The organism is Mesorhizobium sp. HAY1-8B (assembly GCF_056868045.1).
Window position 1 is genome coordinate 4,303,164 of sequence record NZ_CP200321.1, and the last position, 15,506, is coordinate 4,318,669.

Consider the following 15,506-nt stretch of genomic DNA (forward strand, 5'->3'; position numbering starts at 1 on the left):
TTCATGCCGAAATTCGAAGCCACCCGCCGCGTTACCCATACGCCGCAGCAGATGTTTGCGCTGGTTGCCGATGTCGAGGCCTATCCGCAATTCCTGCCGCTTTGCGAAGCGCTGACGGTGCGCTCGCGCAAGGAGCGTGATGCGCGCACCGTTCTCGTCGCCGATATGAGCATCGGCTACAAGGCCATCCGCGAAACCTTCACGACGCAAGTGCTGCTGAAGCCCGACGAGAACGCCATCGACGTAAAGTACATCGACGGCCCGTTCAAATATCTGAGCAACGTCTGGCGTTTCGAGCCCGATGGCGCCGGCTGTGCCGTCCGCTTCTTCATCGACTATGAGTTCAAGAGCCGCATCCTGGGCGCGGTGATGGGCACCATGTTCGACCGTGCCTTTCGCATGTTCGCCGAGGCTTTCGAAAAGCGCGCCGACGTCATCTATGGGGTTGCGCCGCCGGCCTGATGCTGGCCGAGCGCACGCAGACCCAACTCCAGCGCTTGCCTGACCGTTTCGCGGCGGATGAAAGCACGGCCGTTGTCGGCGAACAGCTGGCGTTCGGCGGTCACCGTTTGCCCAGCAAGGCCGACGCCAAACCAGACCAGGCCGACAGGTTTTTCCGCCGAACCGCCGCCGGGCCCGGCGATTCCGGTAACCGCCAGGGTCAACCCTGCGCGCGAGCGGGAAAGCGCACCGGCGGCCATCTCGATCGCTGTCTCGCGGGAAACCGCGCCATGCGCGTCGAGCGTGGCAGCGGAAACGCCAAGCATGTCCATCTTGGCTTCATTGGAATAGGTAATGAAGCCGCGATCGACCACGGCGGAGGAGCCTGCAATGTCGGTCAGCGCGGCAATGATCATGCCGCCGGTGCAGCTTTCCGCCGTGGCCACCATGATGCCGCGCTCGCGGCAGGCCTCGAACAGGGCAATTGCCAGCTCGCCATTGCTCATTCCGGCACCTCGCCGGGAAAGACCACGCTCGCGGTGGCGATCGCCGCGATGCCTTCCTCGCGGCCGACGAAGCCGAGTTTTTCGTTGGTTGTCGCCTTGATCGAGATGCGGTCGGCGGAAATCCCCAGCATCTGCGAAAGGGCCGATGTCATCGCCTCGCGGTGCGGGCCGACGCGCGGCGCCTCACAGATAAGCGTAATGTCGGCATTGGCGATGCGTCCGCCGCGCTCGCGCACCACCCTCGCCGCATGTTCGACGAATATCCGCGACGCGGCACCCTTCCACTGTCGATCGGACGGGGGAAAATGCGTGCCGATGTCGCCGGCGCCGCAGGTCGCCAGCAGCGCATCGGTCAAGGCGTGCAGGCCGACATCGGCATCGGAATGGCCGGACAATTTCTTGTCGTGCGGAATGGCGACGCCGCACAGGGTCACGTGATCGCCAGCCTCGAAGGCATGGACATCATAGCCGTTCCCGGTGCGGATGTCTGGGAAGTGTATTCGTTCGCTGGAAAGTCGCTGGTGCGCCATGGCGATGTCCCGTGCCCAGGTGAGTTTGACGTTGTCCGGCGAGCCCGGAACGAGCTTGACCGGAATATGCGCCCATTCGGCGATGGCCGCGTCATCGGTGAAATCGAGCTTGCCCAACTGATGGGCCTTGTCATGTGCGGCGAGGATCGGCCCGTAGGGAAAACCTTGCGGTGTTTGCGCCGCGTGCAGCCCGCTGCGGGAAACGGTTTCCGCGACCACGCCGGATGCCGACTCGCGCTTCAGCGTGTCGGCGACGGGCAGGGCAGGCAACGCCCCCTCGTGTTCGCTGATGGCGGCGATGGTGCGGTCGATCAAGTCCGCGTCGACGAAGGGGCGGACGGCATCGTGAATCAGAACCTGGCCCGGCGCGTGGCCCTTCAGCGCCAGCAGCCCGAGCCGGACGGACTCCTGCCTGGTCGGCCCGCCGATGACGGCGATGACACGCTGGGCCTGGGCACCCGCCGCCTGCCGGAACAGTTCGTGATCGTCGGCGTGGATGGCGACGACAATCTGGCCGGTTTGCGGATGGGCAAGAAACATCTCCAGCGTATGCGCAATGACCGCGCGGTCGCCGATGTTCTGGTACTGCTTGGGTCCGTTGGCCTGCCCGGCACGAGCGCCGCGGCCGGCGGCGACGATCACCACCGCAACCCCACCTGTCGCGCTCGAGTTTTCACTTCCGTCAGTCATGGCGATTGGCTTAGCGCACGATCCCCAAAAGTGTAATTGGTTTTCCGAAAAGATCGTGCGTCAAATATGAATTCCAAAGTGTCCCCGACGCGTCCTCAAGGACGCGGGGCGCCCGGGGTCGCGACAAAACCGAAGGGCCGGCATTTTCCCAATTGCGCCTTAATGTGGCGTCATTCCGCGTTGCACATTGCGGCGGTTCTGGCTAGAGAATGTGCAACGAATGGACGTGCTTGGTTTTTGTGCATGGTTAACCTGACCAAATTGGCCGCGCCTCTCGACGTCGGCGGCGTGGAAATCCGCAATCGCGTGTTCCTCGCGCCGATGTCGGGTATTACAGACGAGCCTTTCCGGCAACGCGCCCATGCGCATGGCGCTGGCCTTGTCGTGTCCGAAATGGTGGCAAGCGGCGAACTGGCCAAGGGCAGGGCCGGCTTCGACCTGCGCATACGTCATTCCGGCCTGCCCGTCCATATGGTGCAGCTTGCCGGCCGCGAGGCGGCCCATATGGCCGAAGGCGCGCGGATCGCCGCTGGCGAGGGCGCCGACATCATCGACATCAACATGGGCTGCCCGGCCAAGAAGGTTACCGGCGGCTATGCCGGTTCGGCATTGATGCTCGACCTCGACCATGCACTGTCTTTGATCGAGGCCGTGGTTGGCGCGGTGAAGGTGCCGGTGACGGTCAAGATGCGGCTTGGGTGGGACGAAGGTGCGCTCAACGCACCGGTCCTTGCGCGCCGTGCCGAGCAGGCGGGCGTCAGCATGGTGACGGTGCACGGTCGCACGCGCTGCCAGTTCTATCAGGGCAAGGCCGACTGGCGTGCCATCGCTCGCGTCAAGGAAGCTGTGTCGATTCCTGTCGTTGCCAATGGCGATGTCTGCTCCCCGGCCGAAGCGGCCACCATTCTAGAGCAATCCGGCGCCGACGCGGTGATGGTCGGCCGCGCACATTATGGCGCGCCCTGGATCGCCGGTGGCATCGCAGCCGCGGCGGCAGGCGAAACGGCCGTCTACGTACCGCAAAATCCCGCGGCATTGGCCGACTATATTGTCGCCCACTACGAGGACATGCTGGCGCTTTATGGTGTCGAGAGCGGCTTGCGGCAGGCGCGCAAGCATCTGGGCTGGTATCTCGATCGCCATGCCGTTGGCGTTGCCGACGACGACCGGAAAGCCATCCTGACCACGTTCGAGCCGGACCGCGTCATTGCCTTGCTGCGAAATGTGTTCTCGCGCGATCCGCAACCCTTGATCCTGAGGAGCGCCGCATGAACGCCACCGCAGGCCAGGTCGCTGAAATGGCGGATGCCGCCCAGATCGTTCTCAACACCATCCGGCGTCCGGTGATCATGATTAGCGAGGAGGGGTTCATCACCTTCGCCAACGCCGATGCCGAGGACTTCTTTCGCTCCAGCGCGACCATGCTGGCGCGCAACACGCTGTCCAAGCTGATCCCCTTCGGCAGTCCGCTGCTGACCCTTGTCGATCAGGTGCGCGAGCGCCGGGCTCCGGTCAACGAGTATCGCGTCGATGTGTCGTCGCCACGCCTCGGCATCGAGAAGGTCGTCGATCTCTATGTCGCGCCGGTGCCGGAATTCCCGGGCTCCGTCGTGGTCATGTTCCAGGAACGCTCGATGGCCGACAAGATCGACCGGCAGATGACGCATCGTGGTGCGGCGCGCTCGGTGACCGGCCTGGCGGCGATGCTTGCCCATGAGATCAAGAACCCGCTTTCCGGCATTCGCGGTGCCGCCCAGTTGCTCGAACTGTCCGCCTCCGATGAAGACCGCGCGCTGACCCGGCTGATCACCGACGAGACGGACCGTATCGTGTCGCTGGTCGATCGCATGGAGGTGTTTTCCGACGAGCGGCCGATCGATCGATACCCCGTCAACATCCATGTCGTGCTCGACCACGTCAAGGCGATTGCCAAGAACGGTTTTGCAAAGAAAATCAAGATAATGGAGGACTATGATCCATCATTGCCTCCGGTATTCGCCAATCGCGACCAGCTGATCCAGGTGTTCCTGAACCTGGTCAAGAACGCTGCTGAGGCGATCGGCAGCGACCCGCAAGGGGAGATCGTGCTGTCGACCGCCTTCCGGCCGGGCATTCGCGTTTCGGTTCCCGGAACGCAGGACCGCGTATCGCTGCCGCTGGAATTCTGCGTCCGCGACAACGGCTCCGGCGTCTCGGAGGATATCCTGCCGATTCTTTTCGATCCCTTCATCACCACCAAGCCGAACGGCTCTGGGCTGGGGCTGGCATTGGTCGCCAAAATCGTCGGCGAGCATGGCGGCATCATCGAATGCGACTCGACCCCGCGCGGAACCACTTTCCGCATCCTGATGCCGGCCTGGAAGGAAACGCCGTTCGGCGCTGAAGAAGACGGTGAAGGAGACCGCAAATGACGGTTCGCGGCAATATTCTCGTCGCCGATGACGATGCGGCGATCCGCACCGTGCTCAATCAGGCCCTCTCTCGCGTCGGCCATGAGGTGCGCGTAACCTCCAACGCCTCGACCTTGTGGCGCTGGGTGGCGGCGGGTGAGGGCGACCTTGTCATCACAGACGTGGTGATGCCGGACGAAAACGCCTTCGACATGCTGCCGCGCATCAAGAAGGCGCGGCCGGAGCTGCCCGTTATCGTGATGAGCGCCCAAAACACGTTCATGACGGCGATTCGCGCATCCGAGACCGGCGCCTATGAATATCTGCCAAAACCGTTCGACCTGACCGAACTCCTCAACATCGTCAACCGGGCGCTGTCGGAGCCAAGGCGGCCGAAGATCGATGCGCGGCCGGATGAGCAGCCCGAAACGATGCCGCTGGTCGGCCGTTCGGCGGCCATGCAGGACATCTACCGCATGCTGGCACGCATGATGCAGACTGACCTGACGGTGATGATCTCGGGTGAATCCGGCACCGGCAAGGAACTGGTGGCGCGTGCGCTGCATGAATATGGCCGCCGTCGTGGCGGGCCGTTCGTCGCCATCAACATGGCGGCGATTCCGCGCGACCTGATCGAATCGGAGCTGTTTGGCCACGAGAAGGGCGCCTTCACCGGCGCCCAGAACCGCTCCACCGGCCGTTTCGAGCAAGCCGAGGGCGGCACCCTGTTCCTCGACGAGATCGGCGACATGCCTATGGAGGCGCAGACGCGCCTGCTGCGCGTCCTGCAGCAGGGCGAATACACGACGGTCGGCGGCCGCACGCCGATCAAGACCGACGTGCGCATTGTCGCCGCCACCAACAAGGATCTGCGCACCCTGATCAACCAGGGACTGTTCCGCGAGGATTTGTTCTACCGCCTCAACGTCGTGCCGCTCAGGCTGCCGGCATTGCGTGAGCGCTCCGAGGACGTGCCTGACCTCGTGCGCCACTTCTTCAAGCTTGGCGAGATGGAGGGTCTGCAGACCAAACGCATCTCTTCCGGCGGCATTGAACTGATGAAGCGTTACCCATGGCCCGGCAATGTGCGCGAACTGGAAAACCTCGTTCGCCGGCTCGCCGCGCTCTATTCGCAGGACGAGATTTCCGCCGAGATCATCGAGGCGGAGCTCAAGACCGGGGAACGGCCCGTGGTCCCCGGCGTCGGCAACCTCATCCCCGACGACCTCTCCATCGGCCAGGCGGTTGAGCATTTCCTGCAGCGCTATTTCGCCTCGTTTGCCGGCGAATTGCCGCCCGCCGGACTCTATCAGCGCATCCTGTCCGAAGTCGAATATCCGCTGGTCCTGGCCTCGATGACGGCGACTCGCGGCAACCAGATCAAGGCGGCGGAGCTGCTGGGCCTGAACCGCAACACGCTGCGCAAGAAGATTCGCGAACTCGGCGTCAATGTCTATAAATCATCGCGGCCAGGCTGAGCGCTGATCCGATCCCGCTCTTTTCAGGGGACTGAGCGGCGAAAGATTTCCGCCATTGTCACACTTGTTGCATAATCGCCACAATGCGTTGCATAGATCGGACGCAATCATTGGCTCCAAGGCGATATGGCTCCGCAGGCACCTGTACTCGACCAACCGCTCTTCAGCGAACCCGGCGCGCGCGACGGGCGCCGCTTGCTGGCGCTGCCCGGCGTGGTGGCGGTCGTCGGCGCGCTGGTCATGGCGGCCATCTCCTTCACCATCCTGGTCGGTGCGACGCCGATCGCGCCTGACGCCAGGACGACCTGGGCGCTGATCGCGCTCAACGCCGCTTTCGTGATCTTCCTCAGCGCCCTGGTTGGGCGCGAGGTGCATCGCATCGTCATGGCGCGCCGGCACGGAAAGGCGGCCTCGCGGCTGCATGTGCGCATCGTTGCGATGTTCGCGCTGGTTGCCGCCATTCCCGCCATCATGGTGGCGATCATCGCCTCGATCACGCTCGATATCGGCCTCGACCGCTGGTTCGAGATTCGCACCAAGACGATCGTCAATTCCTCGCTGTCGATCGCCGATGCCTATGTCCAGGAAAACGCCCGCAATCTGCAAGGCACGACGCTGTCGATGGCCTATGACCTCGATGCGTCGCGCACGCTCTATGGCCTTGATCGCACAGGCTTTCTCGACCTCCTCAACAAGGAGGCGGTGGGCCGGTCGCTGGCCCACGCGGCGCTGATCAAACCCGACGGCTCGTTCGTCATGAGCGCCCAGACCGATGCCGATTTCGCCATGCCGGAACCGCCGGAAGGCTCGGTCAGCAGCGCCACCGACGGCAGGCCGGTGCTGATAGAGCCGCGCACCCGCAACATCATGGGTGCCATCGTCAAGCTGCGTGAGATCGAGGGCCTTTACCTCTACACCATCCGATTGGTCGATCCCGAGGTGATCAAGGCGCGCCAGATCGTCAGGTCCAACACGGACGAGTACCGCAATCTCGAAGACAACAGGCGCACCTCGCAAGTGGCCTTCGCGCTGCCATATCTGTCGCTGACCCTGATCATCATCCTGTCGGCGATCTGGACCGGCATTGCCGTCGCCGACCGTCTCGTGCGGCCGATTCGCCAGCTCATCGGTGCCGCCGACGAGGTGGCGACCGGCAATCTCGACGTCGCTGTCCCCGTCAGGCCTTCCGATGGCGATGTCGCCTCGCTCGGCGACACCTTCAACAAGATGCTGCTCGAGCTCAAATCGCAACGCAACGAGATCCTGTCGGCAAAGGACCTGATCGACGAGCGGCGGCGCTTTTCCGAAGCCGTGCTTGCCGGTGTCACCGCCGGCGTCATCGGCGTCGATCCCTACGGCATCATCACCATCGTCAACCGTTCGGCCGAATCGATGCTGGCCATCTCCGCCAGTGCCGCGCTCGGACAGAATCTTTCCGCCATTCTGCCGCATGTCGGCCGCGTCTTCGAGATCGGCCGCCAGTCAGGCAAACCCGTCTACCGCGAGCAGGTGACATTCTTCCGCGCCGGCACCGAGCGCACCTTCAACGTGCAGATCACCATCGAGGCGGGCGATGACGGATCGGAGGAGAAATCCTACGTCGTGACGGTCGACGACATCACCGATCTGGTTCAGGCGCAGCGTTCTTCCGCCTGGGCCGATGTGGCGCGCCGCATCGCCCACGAGATCAAGAACCCGCTGACGCCGATCCAGCTTTCGGCCGAACGCATCAAGCGCCGTTACGGCAAGGTCATCACCGAGGACCGCGAGGTTTTCGATCAATGCACCGACACCATCATCCGGCAGGTCGAGGATATCGGCCGCATGGTCGACGAATTTTCGGCTTTTGCCCGTATGCCAAAGCCCGAGATGAAGGCCATCGATCTGCGCGAATCGCTGCGCGAGGCATCGTTCCTGGTCGAAGTCAGCCGGGCCGACATCACGTTCGAGCGGATATTCGGCAACGAACCGCTCAAGGGCACGTTCGACAGCCGCCTTCTGGCGCAAGCTTTCGGCAATGTGATCAAGAATGCCGCCGAAGCGATCGATGGACTGGAACAGAAGGATGGTTCGCACGGCATAATCCGGATTCAAGCCGGCCGTCAGAATGGCGCGATTCGTATCGACGTCATCGACAATGGCAAAGGCCTGCCGCGGGAGAATCGCCAACGGCTGCTCGAGCCCTATATGACCACACGAGAGAAGGGCACCGGGCTTGGTCTCGCTATCGTCAAGAAGATCGTGGAGGACCATGGCGGCCGGCTGGAACTTCATGATGCACCTGCGGACTTCCATGGCGGGCGCGGCGCGATGATCAGCATCATCCTGCCGCCCGCGGCCGCCACGCCGCCGCGCGGTGAGGCCAAGACGGAACACGAAAGAGAAACTGAAAAGGTCGGTAATGGCGTCTGATATTCTCATCGTCGATGACGAGGAAGACATCCGCGAGCTCGTCGCAGGCATCCTGAGCGACGAAGGTCACGAAACCCGCACGGCGTTCGACGCCGACAGCGCGCTAGCTGCCATAGCCGATCGGGCGCCGAGATTGATTTTCCTCGACATCTGGCTGCAGGGTTCGCGTCTGGACGGGTTGGCGCTGCTGGACGAGATCAAGACCATGCATCCAACCTTGCCGGTGGTGATGATCTCCGGCCACGGAAACATCGAAACGGCGGTCTCCGCCATCCGTCGTGGCGCTTATGATTTCATCGAGAAGCCGTTCAAGGCCGATAGGCTGATCCTCATTGCCGAGCGCGCGCTCGAAACCTCGAAACTGAGGCGCGAGGTGTCCGACCTCAAGCAGCGCAGCGGCGAGACCTTCGACTTGATCGGCATGTCGTCGGCGATGAGCCAGTTGCGTCAGACCATCGAGCGCGTCGCGCCGACCAACAGCCGTGTCATGATCATCGGCCCGTCCGGCTCGGGCAAGGAACTGGCGGCGCGCGCCATCCACACGCTGTCGGCCCGCAAGGGCGCGCCGTTCGTGACGCTGAGCGCCGCCAACATCACGCCCGAGCGCATGGAGATCGAACTGTTCGGCACCGAATCGAACGGTGTCGAGCGCAAGGTCGGCGCGCTGGAAGAAGCCCATCGCGGCATCCTCTATATCGATGAAGTGGCAGACATGCCGCGCGAGACGCAGAACAAGATTTTGCGCGTGCTGGTCGAGCAGCAGTTCGAGCGGGTAGGGGGCACCAAGCGGGTCAAGGTCGATGTCCGCATCATCTCCTCGACCTCGCAGAACCTGGAAGCCATGATTGCCGACGGCCGTTTCCGCGAGGATCTCTATCATCGCTTGGCTGTGGTTCCCGTGATGGTGCCGGGACTGGCCGAGCGGCGCGAGGATATTCCCTATCTCGTCGACAATTTCATGAAGCAGATCGCCCGCCAGGCCGGTATCAAGCCGCGTCGCATCGGCGATGACGCGCTGGCCGTGCTGCAGGCGCACAACTGGCCAGGGAACGTCCGCCAGCTGCGCAACAATGTCGAGCGGCTGATGATCCTGGCGCGGGGCGACGACGTCGATGCGCCCATCACCGCGGACCTGCTGCCGTCAGAGATCGGCGATGTCATGCCGCGCACGCCGAATCAGTCCGACCAGCACATCATGGCGCTGCCGCTGCGCGAGGCGCGTGAGCAGTTCGAGAAGGACTATCTGATCGCCCAGATCAACCGCTTTGGCGGCAACATCTCGAAGACCGCCGAGTTCATCGGCATGGAACGCTCGGCCCTGCACCGCAAGCTGAAGTCGCTGGGAGTTTGACAGGCGCGATGTCTGTTCAGCCACGCCTGGGCCAAGCATTTGCCGGTTACGGCCAAGGCGGAATCGCATAAGAAAGCCCGAGAGTTCTCCAGGGGTCGCCAATGCCGCGCATTGCTTATGTCAACGGGCGCTACGTCGCTCACGCGGATGCTTCCGTGCATATCGAGGATCGCGGCTATCAATTCGCCGACGGCGTCTATGAGGTCTGCGAGGTGGCGCGCGGCTTCATCGTCGACATGCCGCGCCACCTTGCGCGGCTGAACCGCTCGCTGACCGAACTGTCGATCGCCTGGCCGGTCGCGCGCAACGTGCTGCCGCTCATCCTGCGCGAAGTGGTCAACCGCAACCATGTCGTCAACGGTCTGGTCTATGTCCAGGTGACGCGCGGCGTTGCCAGCCGCGACTTTGTCTTCCCGTCGGCGGACACCAAGCCGTCCCTGGTGGTGACAGCCAAGAAGGCCGATCCCGCCGCCGGTACAAAGCGGGCCGAAACAGGCATCGCGGTCATCACCGTGCCGGAGAACCGCTGGGACCGGGTTGACATCAAGAGCGTCGGACTGCTGCCCAATGTATTGGCCAAGCAGAAAGCCAAGGAAGCGGGCGCCCAGGAGGCATGGTTCGTCGACACCGACGGCAACGTCAAGGAAGGCGGGTCGTCGAACGCCTGGATCGTCACCAGGGACGGCGTCCTGGTCACCAGGCCGGCCGACCATGGCATCCTGCGCGGCATCACCCGCACGACCATGTTCGAGGTGGCGGCAAAGCTCGGTCTGAAGATCGAGGAGCGCGGTTTTTCCGTTGCCGAGGCCAAGACGGCGCGCGAGGCTTTCATCAGTTCCGCGACCACGATTGCCATGCCGGTCGTATCGATCGACGGCGATCCGGTCGCCAATGGACACCCCGGCTCAATAACACTTTCGTTGCGGCAAGCCTTTTTTGACGTTGCGGAAAAAAGTCCAGCCTGATAACCGCACAGGTGGAATGAACATCAATATATCTCGTTCTGCTTGTCGTTACTGACGACAAGACGGTGTTTGCGTGCTTGACATGTGCCCGACAATTTGGCGCATTGGCCAGCAAACCGAAGGGGATCGGCGAAAGACAAGAACAATGGCGGAACGATCGCAAAACCTTCAGGACCTGTTCCTGAATTCAGTTCGCAAGAGCAAGAACCCGCTCACCATCTTCCTCATCAATGGCGTGAAGCTGACCGGCGTGGTCACTTCGTTCGACAATTTTTGTGTGCTGCTGCGCCGCGACGGTCACTCCCAGCTCGTCTACAAGCACGCCATTTCCACGATCATGCCGAGCCAGCCGGTTCAGATGTTCGATGGCGAGGAAAGCCAGGGCGCCTGATTGGCACGTGAGAAAGACGCGGACGCTACGGTCCGCGGAAAACCAGCGCATCATCCCGGGACGGAAGCCAAGGGGCCGACCCGGGCTGTCGTCATTGTGCCCGTGCTTACCCGCCAGCCGCGCGGCGACGACGACACCAACCGACCTCGGTTGACGCGGTCGGCTGAAGCCCGTCACGACGAGGCGGTCGGCCTTGCCCGGGCCATTAATCTCGACCCCGTCCATACGGCCGTCGTGACCGTCAACGACCCACGCCCGGCGACCTTGCTCGGCAGTGGCAAGGTCGAAGAGTTTGCCGAGATCGTCAAGGAGAAGGACGCGGAGCTGGTCATCGTCGACCATCCTCTGACCCCGGTGCAGCAGCGCAATCTCGAGAAGGAGCTACATGCCAAGGTACTCGACCGCACCGGGTTGATCCTCGAGATCTTTGGCGAGCGCGCCCGCACCAAGGAAGGCACGCTGCAGGTCGAACTTGCCCATCTCAACTACCAGAAGGGCCGCCTTGTCCGCAGCTGGACCCACCTTGAACGTCAGCGCGGCGGTGCCGGCTTCCTCGGCGGCCCCGGCGAAACCCAGATCGAATCCGACCGGCGGCAATTGCAGGAAAAGATCATCAAGCTGAAGCACGAGCTGGAAACGGTTCGTCGTACCCGCGATCTGCACCGCGCCAAGCGCAAGAAGGTGCCGTTCCCGGTGGTGGCGATCGTCGGCTACACCAATGCCGGCAAATCGACCCTGTTCAACAGGCTGACCGGAGCGGACGTACTGGCGCAGGACATGCTGTTCGCCACGCTCGACCCGACGCTGCGCCGCGTGCGCCTGCCGCATGGCACGCCGATCATCCTGTCGGACACGGTCGGTTTCATCTCGGACCTGCCGACCCATCTGATCGCCGCCTTTCGCGCGACGCTGGAAGAGGTGGTCGAGGCCGATCTCGTCATCCACCTGCGCGACATTTCCGATCCCGACACGGCCGCACAGGCCGAGGATGTCGAACGCATCCTGGCCGACCTCGGTGTCGACGCCGGCGATACCAAGCGCGTGATCGAAGTCTGGAACAAGATCGATCTGCTCGACGAAGGCAACAGGAACCGCCTGCTTGCCGACGCCGCCGACGGCAACAAGGGGCCGCCGATCGCCGTATCTGCGGTAACCGGCGAGGGCATCGATGCGCTAAAGTCAATCATCGAGACACGCATGGCGGGCGAACTCGAAGACCTGACGGTGACGATCGAGCCGGCGCAGTTCGGTCTTGTCGACTGGCTTTATCGCAATGGCGATATTGTTGCGCGCACCGACAATGACGACGGCAGCGCCACCATCTCGCTCAAGGCGACACAAAGTGCGCGCGAAGAGATCGAGAGCCGATTGCGTCGTAAAAACAATGGGTAGCCCGGAGTAATTCCGGGAAAGCGTGCAGCGCACTCCGTCTGGAATTGCCGGCTGACAGGTCTACTTCGCGCCCTTCGCTTCCTGCCAGAGCGCTTCCATCTCGGCCAGGGTGGCCTTTTCCAGCGTATTACCTGACTTTTCCAGGGCCTGCTCGACATAGTGGAAGCGTGAGCGGAATTTCTCATTCGTACCGCTCAGCGCCGCTTCCGAATCGAGCTTGAGATGCCGCCCGAGATTGACGACGGCGAACAGCATGTCGCCGAACTCGTCCTTGATCGACGCCGTGTCGCCCTTGGCAAGTGCCTCGCGCAATTCGCCGATCTCTTCCTCGATCTTGTCGAGGATGGGGGCCGCCTCGCTCCAGTCGAAGCCGACACGCGCAGCCTTCTCCTGAAGTTTTAGCGCCCGCGTCAAAGCGGGCAGGGCGACCGGAACACTGTCCAGAAACCCTTTGCCATTGTCTTCGGGGTCGAGACCGCGCGCGAGGCGGGCTTGCCGCTTCTCCGCCTTCTCCTCGGCCTTGATCTTTTCCCACATGCCCTTGGCCATGCCGGCGCTGCGGGCCTTTTCGTCGCCAAAGACATGCGGGTGGCGACGGATCATCTTGGTGGTGATGGCCTGGACCACGTCCGGGAAGGCGAATTCGCCCGCTTCCTCGGCCATTTGCGCATGATAGACGACCTGCAGCAGGAGATCGCCGAGTTCGTCGCGCAGGTCATCGAGATCACCACGGGCGATGGCATCCGCCACCTCATAGGCTTCCTCGATCGTGTAGGGGGCGATGGTCGAGAAATCCTGCTCGATGTCCCAGGGACAGCCTGTCTTCGGCGCGCGCAGCGCCGCCATGATCTCGATCAGGCGCGAAATGTCTTTCGATGGCGTCATGCGGCGCATGCTATCCTGCGGCCCGACGCGCGGCCAATGTTGTCAGCCGGCGAGGGGGCCTTGTCCACAGGTGAGCCGCTTCAGTCGATCACGGAGACGATGGCCTTGGCGAGGTCATCCATGCCGTCTTCAGGCAGCCCGGCGACGTTGATGCGGCTGTCGCCGACCATGTAGACGCCATGTTCGGTGCGCAGCCGCTCGACCTGCGCTTCCGTGAGGCCAAGTCGCGAGAACATGCCGCGATGGCTGGCGACAAAGTCGAAGCGGTCGGAGTTGGATTGCCGGCGCAATGCCTCGGCGAACTGGACGCGAAGCCGAAGCATGCGCAGGCGCATCTCTTCCAGCTCCGCTTCCCAGTCGGCACGCAAGGTGGCGTCTTCCAGGACGATGCGCACCGCCGCGGCACCATGGTCCGGCGGCATCGAATACATGGCGCGCGCCGCCGACAGCATCTGGCTCATCGCCACATCGGCCTGTGCGCCGTCCCTGGCCAGGACCATCGCCGCGCCGACACGGTCGCGGTAGACGGCGAAATTCTTCGAGCAGCTCGACGCGACGACCATTTCCGGCACTTTCACCGCCAGCAGGCGCAAGCCGAGAGCATCGGCCTCGAGGCCGTCGCCAAAGCCCTGATAGGCGATGTCGACGAACGGCAACAGACCGCGCTCGACGACCAGATCGGTGACGGCCTCCCACTGCGCCGCATCCAGGTTGGCGCCGGTCGGGTTGTGGCAGCAGCCATGCAGCAGCACCACGTCGCCGCTCTGTGCCGTCCGCAACGCCGTCAGCATGTCGTCGAAACGAACCGCTCCCGAGGCCGCATCGAAATAAGGATATTCGCTGATTTGCAGGCCGGCGGCACGCATCACCGGCATATGGTTCGGCCAGGTCGGGTCCGACAGCCAGACGGTTGCGTCCGAACGCGTCCGCTTCAGCAACTCCGCCACAAGGCGCAAGGCACCGGAGCCGCCGGGCGCCTGTGCCGCCCGGATGCGCGTCATGTCTGCACCGGGGCCGAAGGCGAGCTTGGCCATCACCGCGTTGAACGCGGTATCGCCGGCCAGCCCGAGATAGGTCTTGGTGTCCTGGCCGTTGAGCAGCCGCTTTTCGGCCTCGCGAACCGCGCGCATCACCGGCGTCTTGCCATCGCGATCCTTGTAGACCCCAACGCCGAGGTCGACCTTGTTGGTACGCGGATCGGCGCGATAAAGGCCGATCAGGGCCAGGATCTTGTCGGCGGGAGCAGGCTGCAGGTCTTCAAACATCGTTATGGTTCCGTTGGCGCGGCGGAGTGATACGCAAATAGAAGGCGCTTCGCCAGCGGTTTTAGTTGTGCGAAACAGAAGGCGGCACCCAAGTGTGTGGCCTTTCGATCGAAACGATAGCCGCCATTCTAATCGCTACGTATGCGCCGCTTCGAAAGCGGCTTGGGGATGACTGCTTCATGCTGGTACGGCTGACGATGATCTGCAGCGGCGCCACGGCCGCGACACGCCTGGGGGCGTTTCCTGCGGACGAGCCGTTGGAGGCGCGCTCGCTGACGCAGGCGAAGGCGATACGCGGAACGCTGCGTCGCGCCGAACGCGTGTGGACAGCGCCCTCGCTTCGTGCCCGGCAGACCGCCGAGGCGCTGGGGTTGGACGCATCGGTCGAACCCCTTCTGGCGGATCAGGATCATGGAAGCTGGGTCGGCAAGAGCTTTGAGGAGGTTCAGGCGGAGGCGCCCGAGGGCGTGGCTGCCTGGCTGACAGACCCCAATGGGTCGCCGCATGGCGGCGAGTCGCTGGCCGACGTTGCCCATCGGGCCTCCAACTTGATGAACCGGCTAATCGCCGAGCGTGGCCATACGATCGCGCTGACCCATGCCAGCGTCATCCGCACCGCGATCGTGCATGTTCTGGGTGCTCCGCTTGCCGCCTGTTGGAAGATCGACATCGAGCCGCTGAGCATCACCGATTTTCGCAGCGACGGCCGCAGATGGGTATTGCGCGCCTGCGGCTTGACTACGCCCAAACCGGCAAAACCATCTCGCCCCTGAGAGCCGCGCTGGGCCAGGGTACTGGAACGATGTCCTC

The 15,506-nt window shown here is 63.3% G+C and carries 14 protein-coding genes; 10 read left to right on the plus strand and 4 right to left on the minus strand.

Annotated elements, in window-relative coordinates; translation table 11 throughout:
* Positions 1–3 precede the first annotated feature (3 nt).
* The gene (locus tag AC1VON_RS20515; protein WP_483124659.1) at positions 4–462 is read left to right on the plus strand and encodes a type II toxin-antitoxin system RatA family toxin; all 459 of its coding nucleotides are present in this window, start codon (positions 4–6) and stop codon (positions 460–462) included.
* Here AC1VON_RS20515 and AC1VON_RS20520 read toward each other — a convergent pair.
* Positions 438–947, minus strand: coding sequence for a CinA family protein (locus AC1VON_RS20520; protein WP_172350595.1), 510 nt, complete (start codon positions 945–947; stop codon positions 438–440). The genes AC1VON_RS20515 and AC1VON_RS20520 overlap by 25 nt on opposite strands.
* Positions 944–2,167, minus strand: coding sequence for a bifunctional 2-C-methyl-D-erythritol 4-phosphate cytidylyltransferase/2-C-methyl-D-erythritol 2,4-cyclodiphosphate synthase (locus tag AC1VON_RS20525; RefSeq protein ID WP_483124660.1), 1,224 nt, complete (start codon positions 2,165–2,167; stop codon positions 944–946). The genes AC1VON_RS20520 and AC1VON_RS20525 overlap by 4 nt, the downstream gene beginning before the upstream one ends.
* 243 nt (positions 2,168–2,410) lie before the next feature.
* On the opposite strand from AC1VON_RS20525, the gene dusB reads away from it, so the two are divergent.
* The 8 genes from dusB (at position 2,411) to hflX (ending at position 12,546) form a co-directional block, all read left to right on the plus strand.
* Positions 2,411–3,439: a tRNA dihydrouridine synthase DusB gene (gene dusB, locus AC1VON_RS20530; RefSeq protein WP_483124661.1), complete on the plus strand. Its 1,029-nt coding sequence runs from the start codon at positions 2,411–2,413 to the stop codon at positions 3,437–3,439.
* Positions 3,436–4,578: a two-component system sensor histidine kinase NtrB gene (locus AC1VON_RS20535; RefSeq protein WP_172350592.1), complete on the plus strand. Its 1,143-nt coding sequence runs from the start codon at positions 3,436–3,438 to the stop codon at positions 4,576–4,578. The genes dusB and AC1VON_RS20535 overlap by 4 nt, the downstream gene beginning before the upstream one ends.
* Positions 4,575–6,035 (plus strand): nitrogen regulation protein NR(I), encoded by a 1,461-nt coding sequence (gene ntrC, locus AC1VON_RS20540; protein ID WP_483124662.1) that lies wholly within the window; start codon positions 4,575–4,577, stop codon positions 6,033–6,035. Before AC1VON_RS20535 ends, ntrC begins: the two co-directional genes overlap by 4 nt.
* Before the next feature lie 126 nt (positions 6,036–6,161).
* A complete protein-coding gene (locus AC1VON_RS20545; protein WP_172350591.1) occupies positions 6,162–8,447 on the plus strand; it encodes a sensor histidine kinase NtrY-like in 2,286 nt (761 codons plus the stop codon).
* The gene (ntrX, locus tag AC1VON_RS20550) at positions 8,437–9,798 is read left to right on the plus strand and encodes a nitrogen assimilation response regulator NtrX (RefSeq protein ID WP_010909346.1); all 1,362 of its coding nucleotides are present in this window, start codon (positions 8,437–8,439) and stop codon (positions 9,796–9,798) included. The genes AC1VON_RS20545 and ntrX overlap by 11 nt, the downstream gene beginning before the upstream one ends.
* 101 nt (positions 9,799–9,899) lie before the next feature.
* Complete coding sequence (locus AC1VON_RS20555) at positions 9,900–10,763, plus strand: D-amino-acid transaminase (RefSeq protein WP_483124663.1); 864 nt, start codon at positions 9,900–9,902, stop codon at positions 10,761–10,763.
* 145 nt (positions 10,764–10,908) lie between these two features.
* Entirely contained in the window at positions 10,909–11,154 is a 246-nt protein-coding gene (hfq, locus tag AC1VON_RS20560; RefSeq protein WP_006202172.1) for an RNA chaperone Hfq, read from the plus strand.
* Positions 11,155–12,546, plus strand: a complete 1,392-nt coding sequence (gene hflX / locus AC1VON_RS20565; RefSeq protein ID WP_483124664.1) for a GTPase HflX — start codon at positions 11,155–11,157, stop codon at positions 12,544–12,546.
* Between the two features lie 60 nt (positions 12,547–12,606).
* Here the strand turns inward: hflX and mazG are convergent, their stop codons facing one another.
* Both mazG and AC1VON_RS20575 read right to left on the minus strand, forming a co-directional pair.
* The gene (gene mazG / locus AC1VON_RS20570) at positions 12,607–13,431 is read right to left on the minus strand and encodes a nucleoside triphosphate pyrophosphohydrolase (protein ID WP_483124665.1); all 825 of its coding nucleotides are present in this window, start codon (positions 13,429–13,431) and stop codon (positions 12,607–12,609) included.
* Between the two features lie 80 nt (positions 13,432–13,511).
* Positions 13,512–14,696 carry an amino acid aminotransferase gene (locus AC1VON_RS20575; protein ID WP_483124666.1) on the minus strand — a complete coding sequence of 395 codons (1,185 nt, stop codon included), beginning with the start codon at positions 14,694–14,696 and terminating at the stop codon, positions 13,512–13,514.
* 179 nt (positions 14,697–14,875) lie between these two features.
* Here AC1VON_RS20575 and AC1VON_RS20580 point away from each other — a divergent pair, with 179 nt between their 5' ends.
* On the plus strand, positions 14,876–15,469 hold the full coding sequence (locus tag AC1VON_RS20580; protein ID WP_483124667.1) for a histidine phosphatase family protein: 594 nt from the start codon (positions 14,876–14,878) through the stop codon (positions 15,467–15,469).
* The last annotated feature ends 37 nt before the right edge of the window (positions 15,470–15,506 follow it).

What these genes read in the sequence shown, in the direction of transcription:
- AC1VON_RS20515 (WP_483124659.1), top strand. Translation starts at nt 4, where the DNA reads ATGCCGAAATTCGAAGCCACCCGCCGCGTTACCCATACGCCGCAGCAG.
- AC1VON_RS20520 (WP_172350595.1), bottom strand. Translation starts at nt 947, where the DNA reads ATGAGCAATGGCGAGCTGGCAATTGCCCTGTTCGAGGCCTGCCGCGAG.
- AC1VON_RS20525 (WP_483124660.1), bottom strand. Translation starts at nt 2,167, where the DNA reads ATGACTGACGGAAGTGAAAACTCGAGCGCGACAGGTGGGGTTGCGGTG.
- dusB (WP_483124661.1), top strand. Translation starts at nt 2,411, where the DNA reads ATGGTTAACCTGACCAAATTGGCCGCGCCTCTCGACGTCGGCGGCGTG.
- AC1VON_RS20535 (WP_172350592.1), top strand. Translation starts at nt 3,436, where the DNA reads ATGAACGCCACCGCAGGCCAGGTCGCTGAAATGGCGGATGCCGCCCAG.
- ntrC (WP_483124662.1), top strand. Translation starts at nt 4,575, where the DNA reads ATGACGGTTCGCGGCAATATTCTCGTCGCCGATGACGATGCGGCGATC.
- AC1VON_RS20545 (WP_172350591.1), top strand. Translation starts at nt 6,162, where the DNA reads ATGGCTCCGCAGGCACCTGTACTCGACCAACCGCTCTTCAGCGAACCC.
- ntrX (WP_010909346.1), top strand. Translation starts at nt 8,437, where the DNA reads ATGGCGTCTGATATTCTCATCGTCGATGACGAGGAAGACATCCGCGAG.
- AC1VON_RS20555 (WP_483124663.1), top strand. Translation starts at nt 9,900, where the DNA reads ATGCCGCGCATTGCTTATGTCAACGGGCGCTACGTCGCTCACGCGGAT.
- hfq (WP_006202172.1), top strand. Translation starts at nt 10,909, where the DNA reads ATGGCGGAACGATCGCAAAACCTTCAGGACCTGTTCCTGAATTCAGTT.
- mazG (WP_483124665.1), bottom strand. Translation starts at nt 13,431, where the DNA reads ATGACGCCATCGAAAGACATTTCGCGCCTGATCGAGATCATGGCGGCG.
- AC1VON_RS20575 (WP_483124666.1), bottom strand. Translation starts at nt 14,696, where the DNA reads ATGTTTGAAGACCTGCAGCCTGCTCCCGCCGACAAGATCCTGGCCCTG.
- AC1VON_RS20580 (WP_483124667.1), top strand. Translation starts at nt 14,876, where the DNA reads ATGCTGGTACGGCTGACGATGATCTGCAGCGGCGCCACGGCCGCGACA.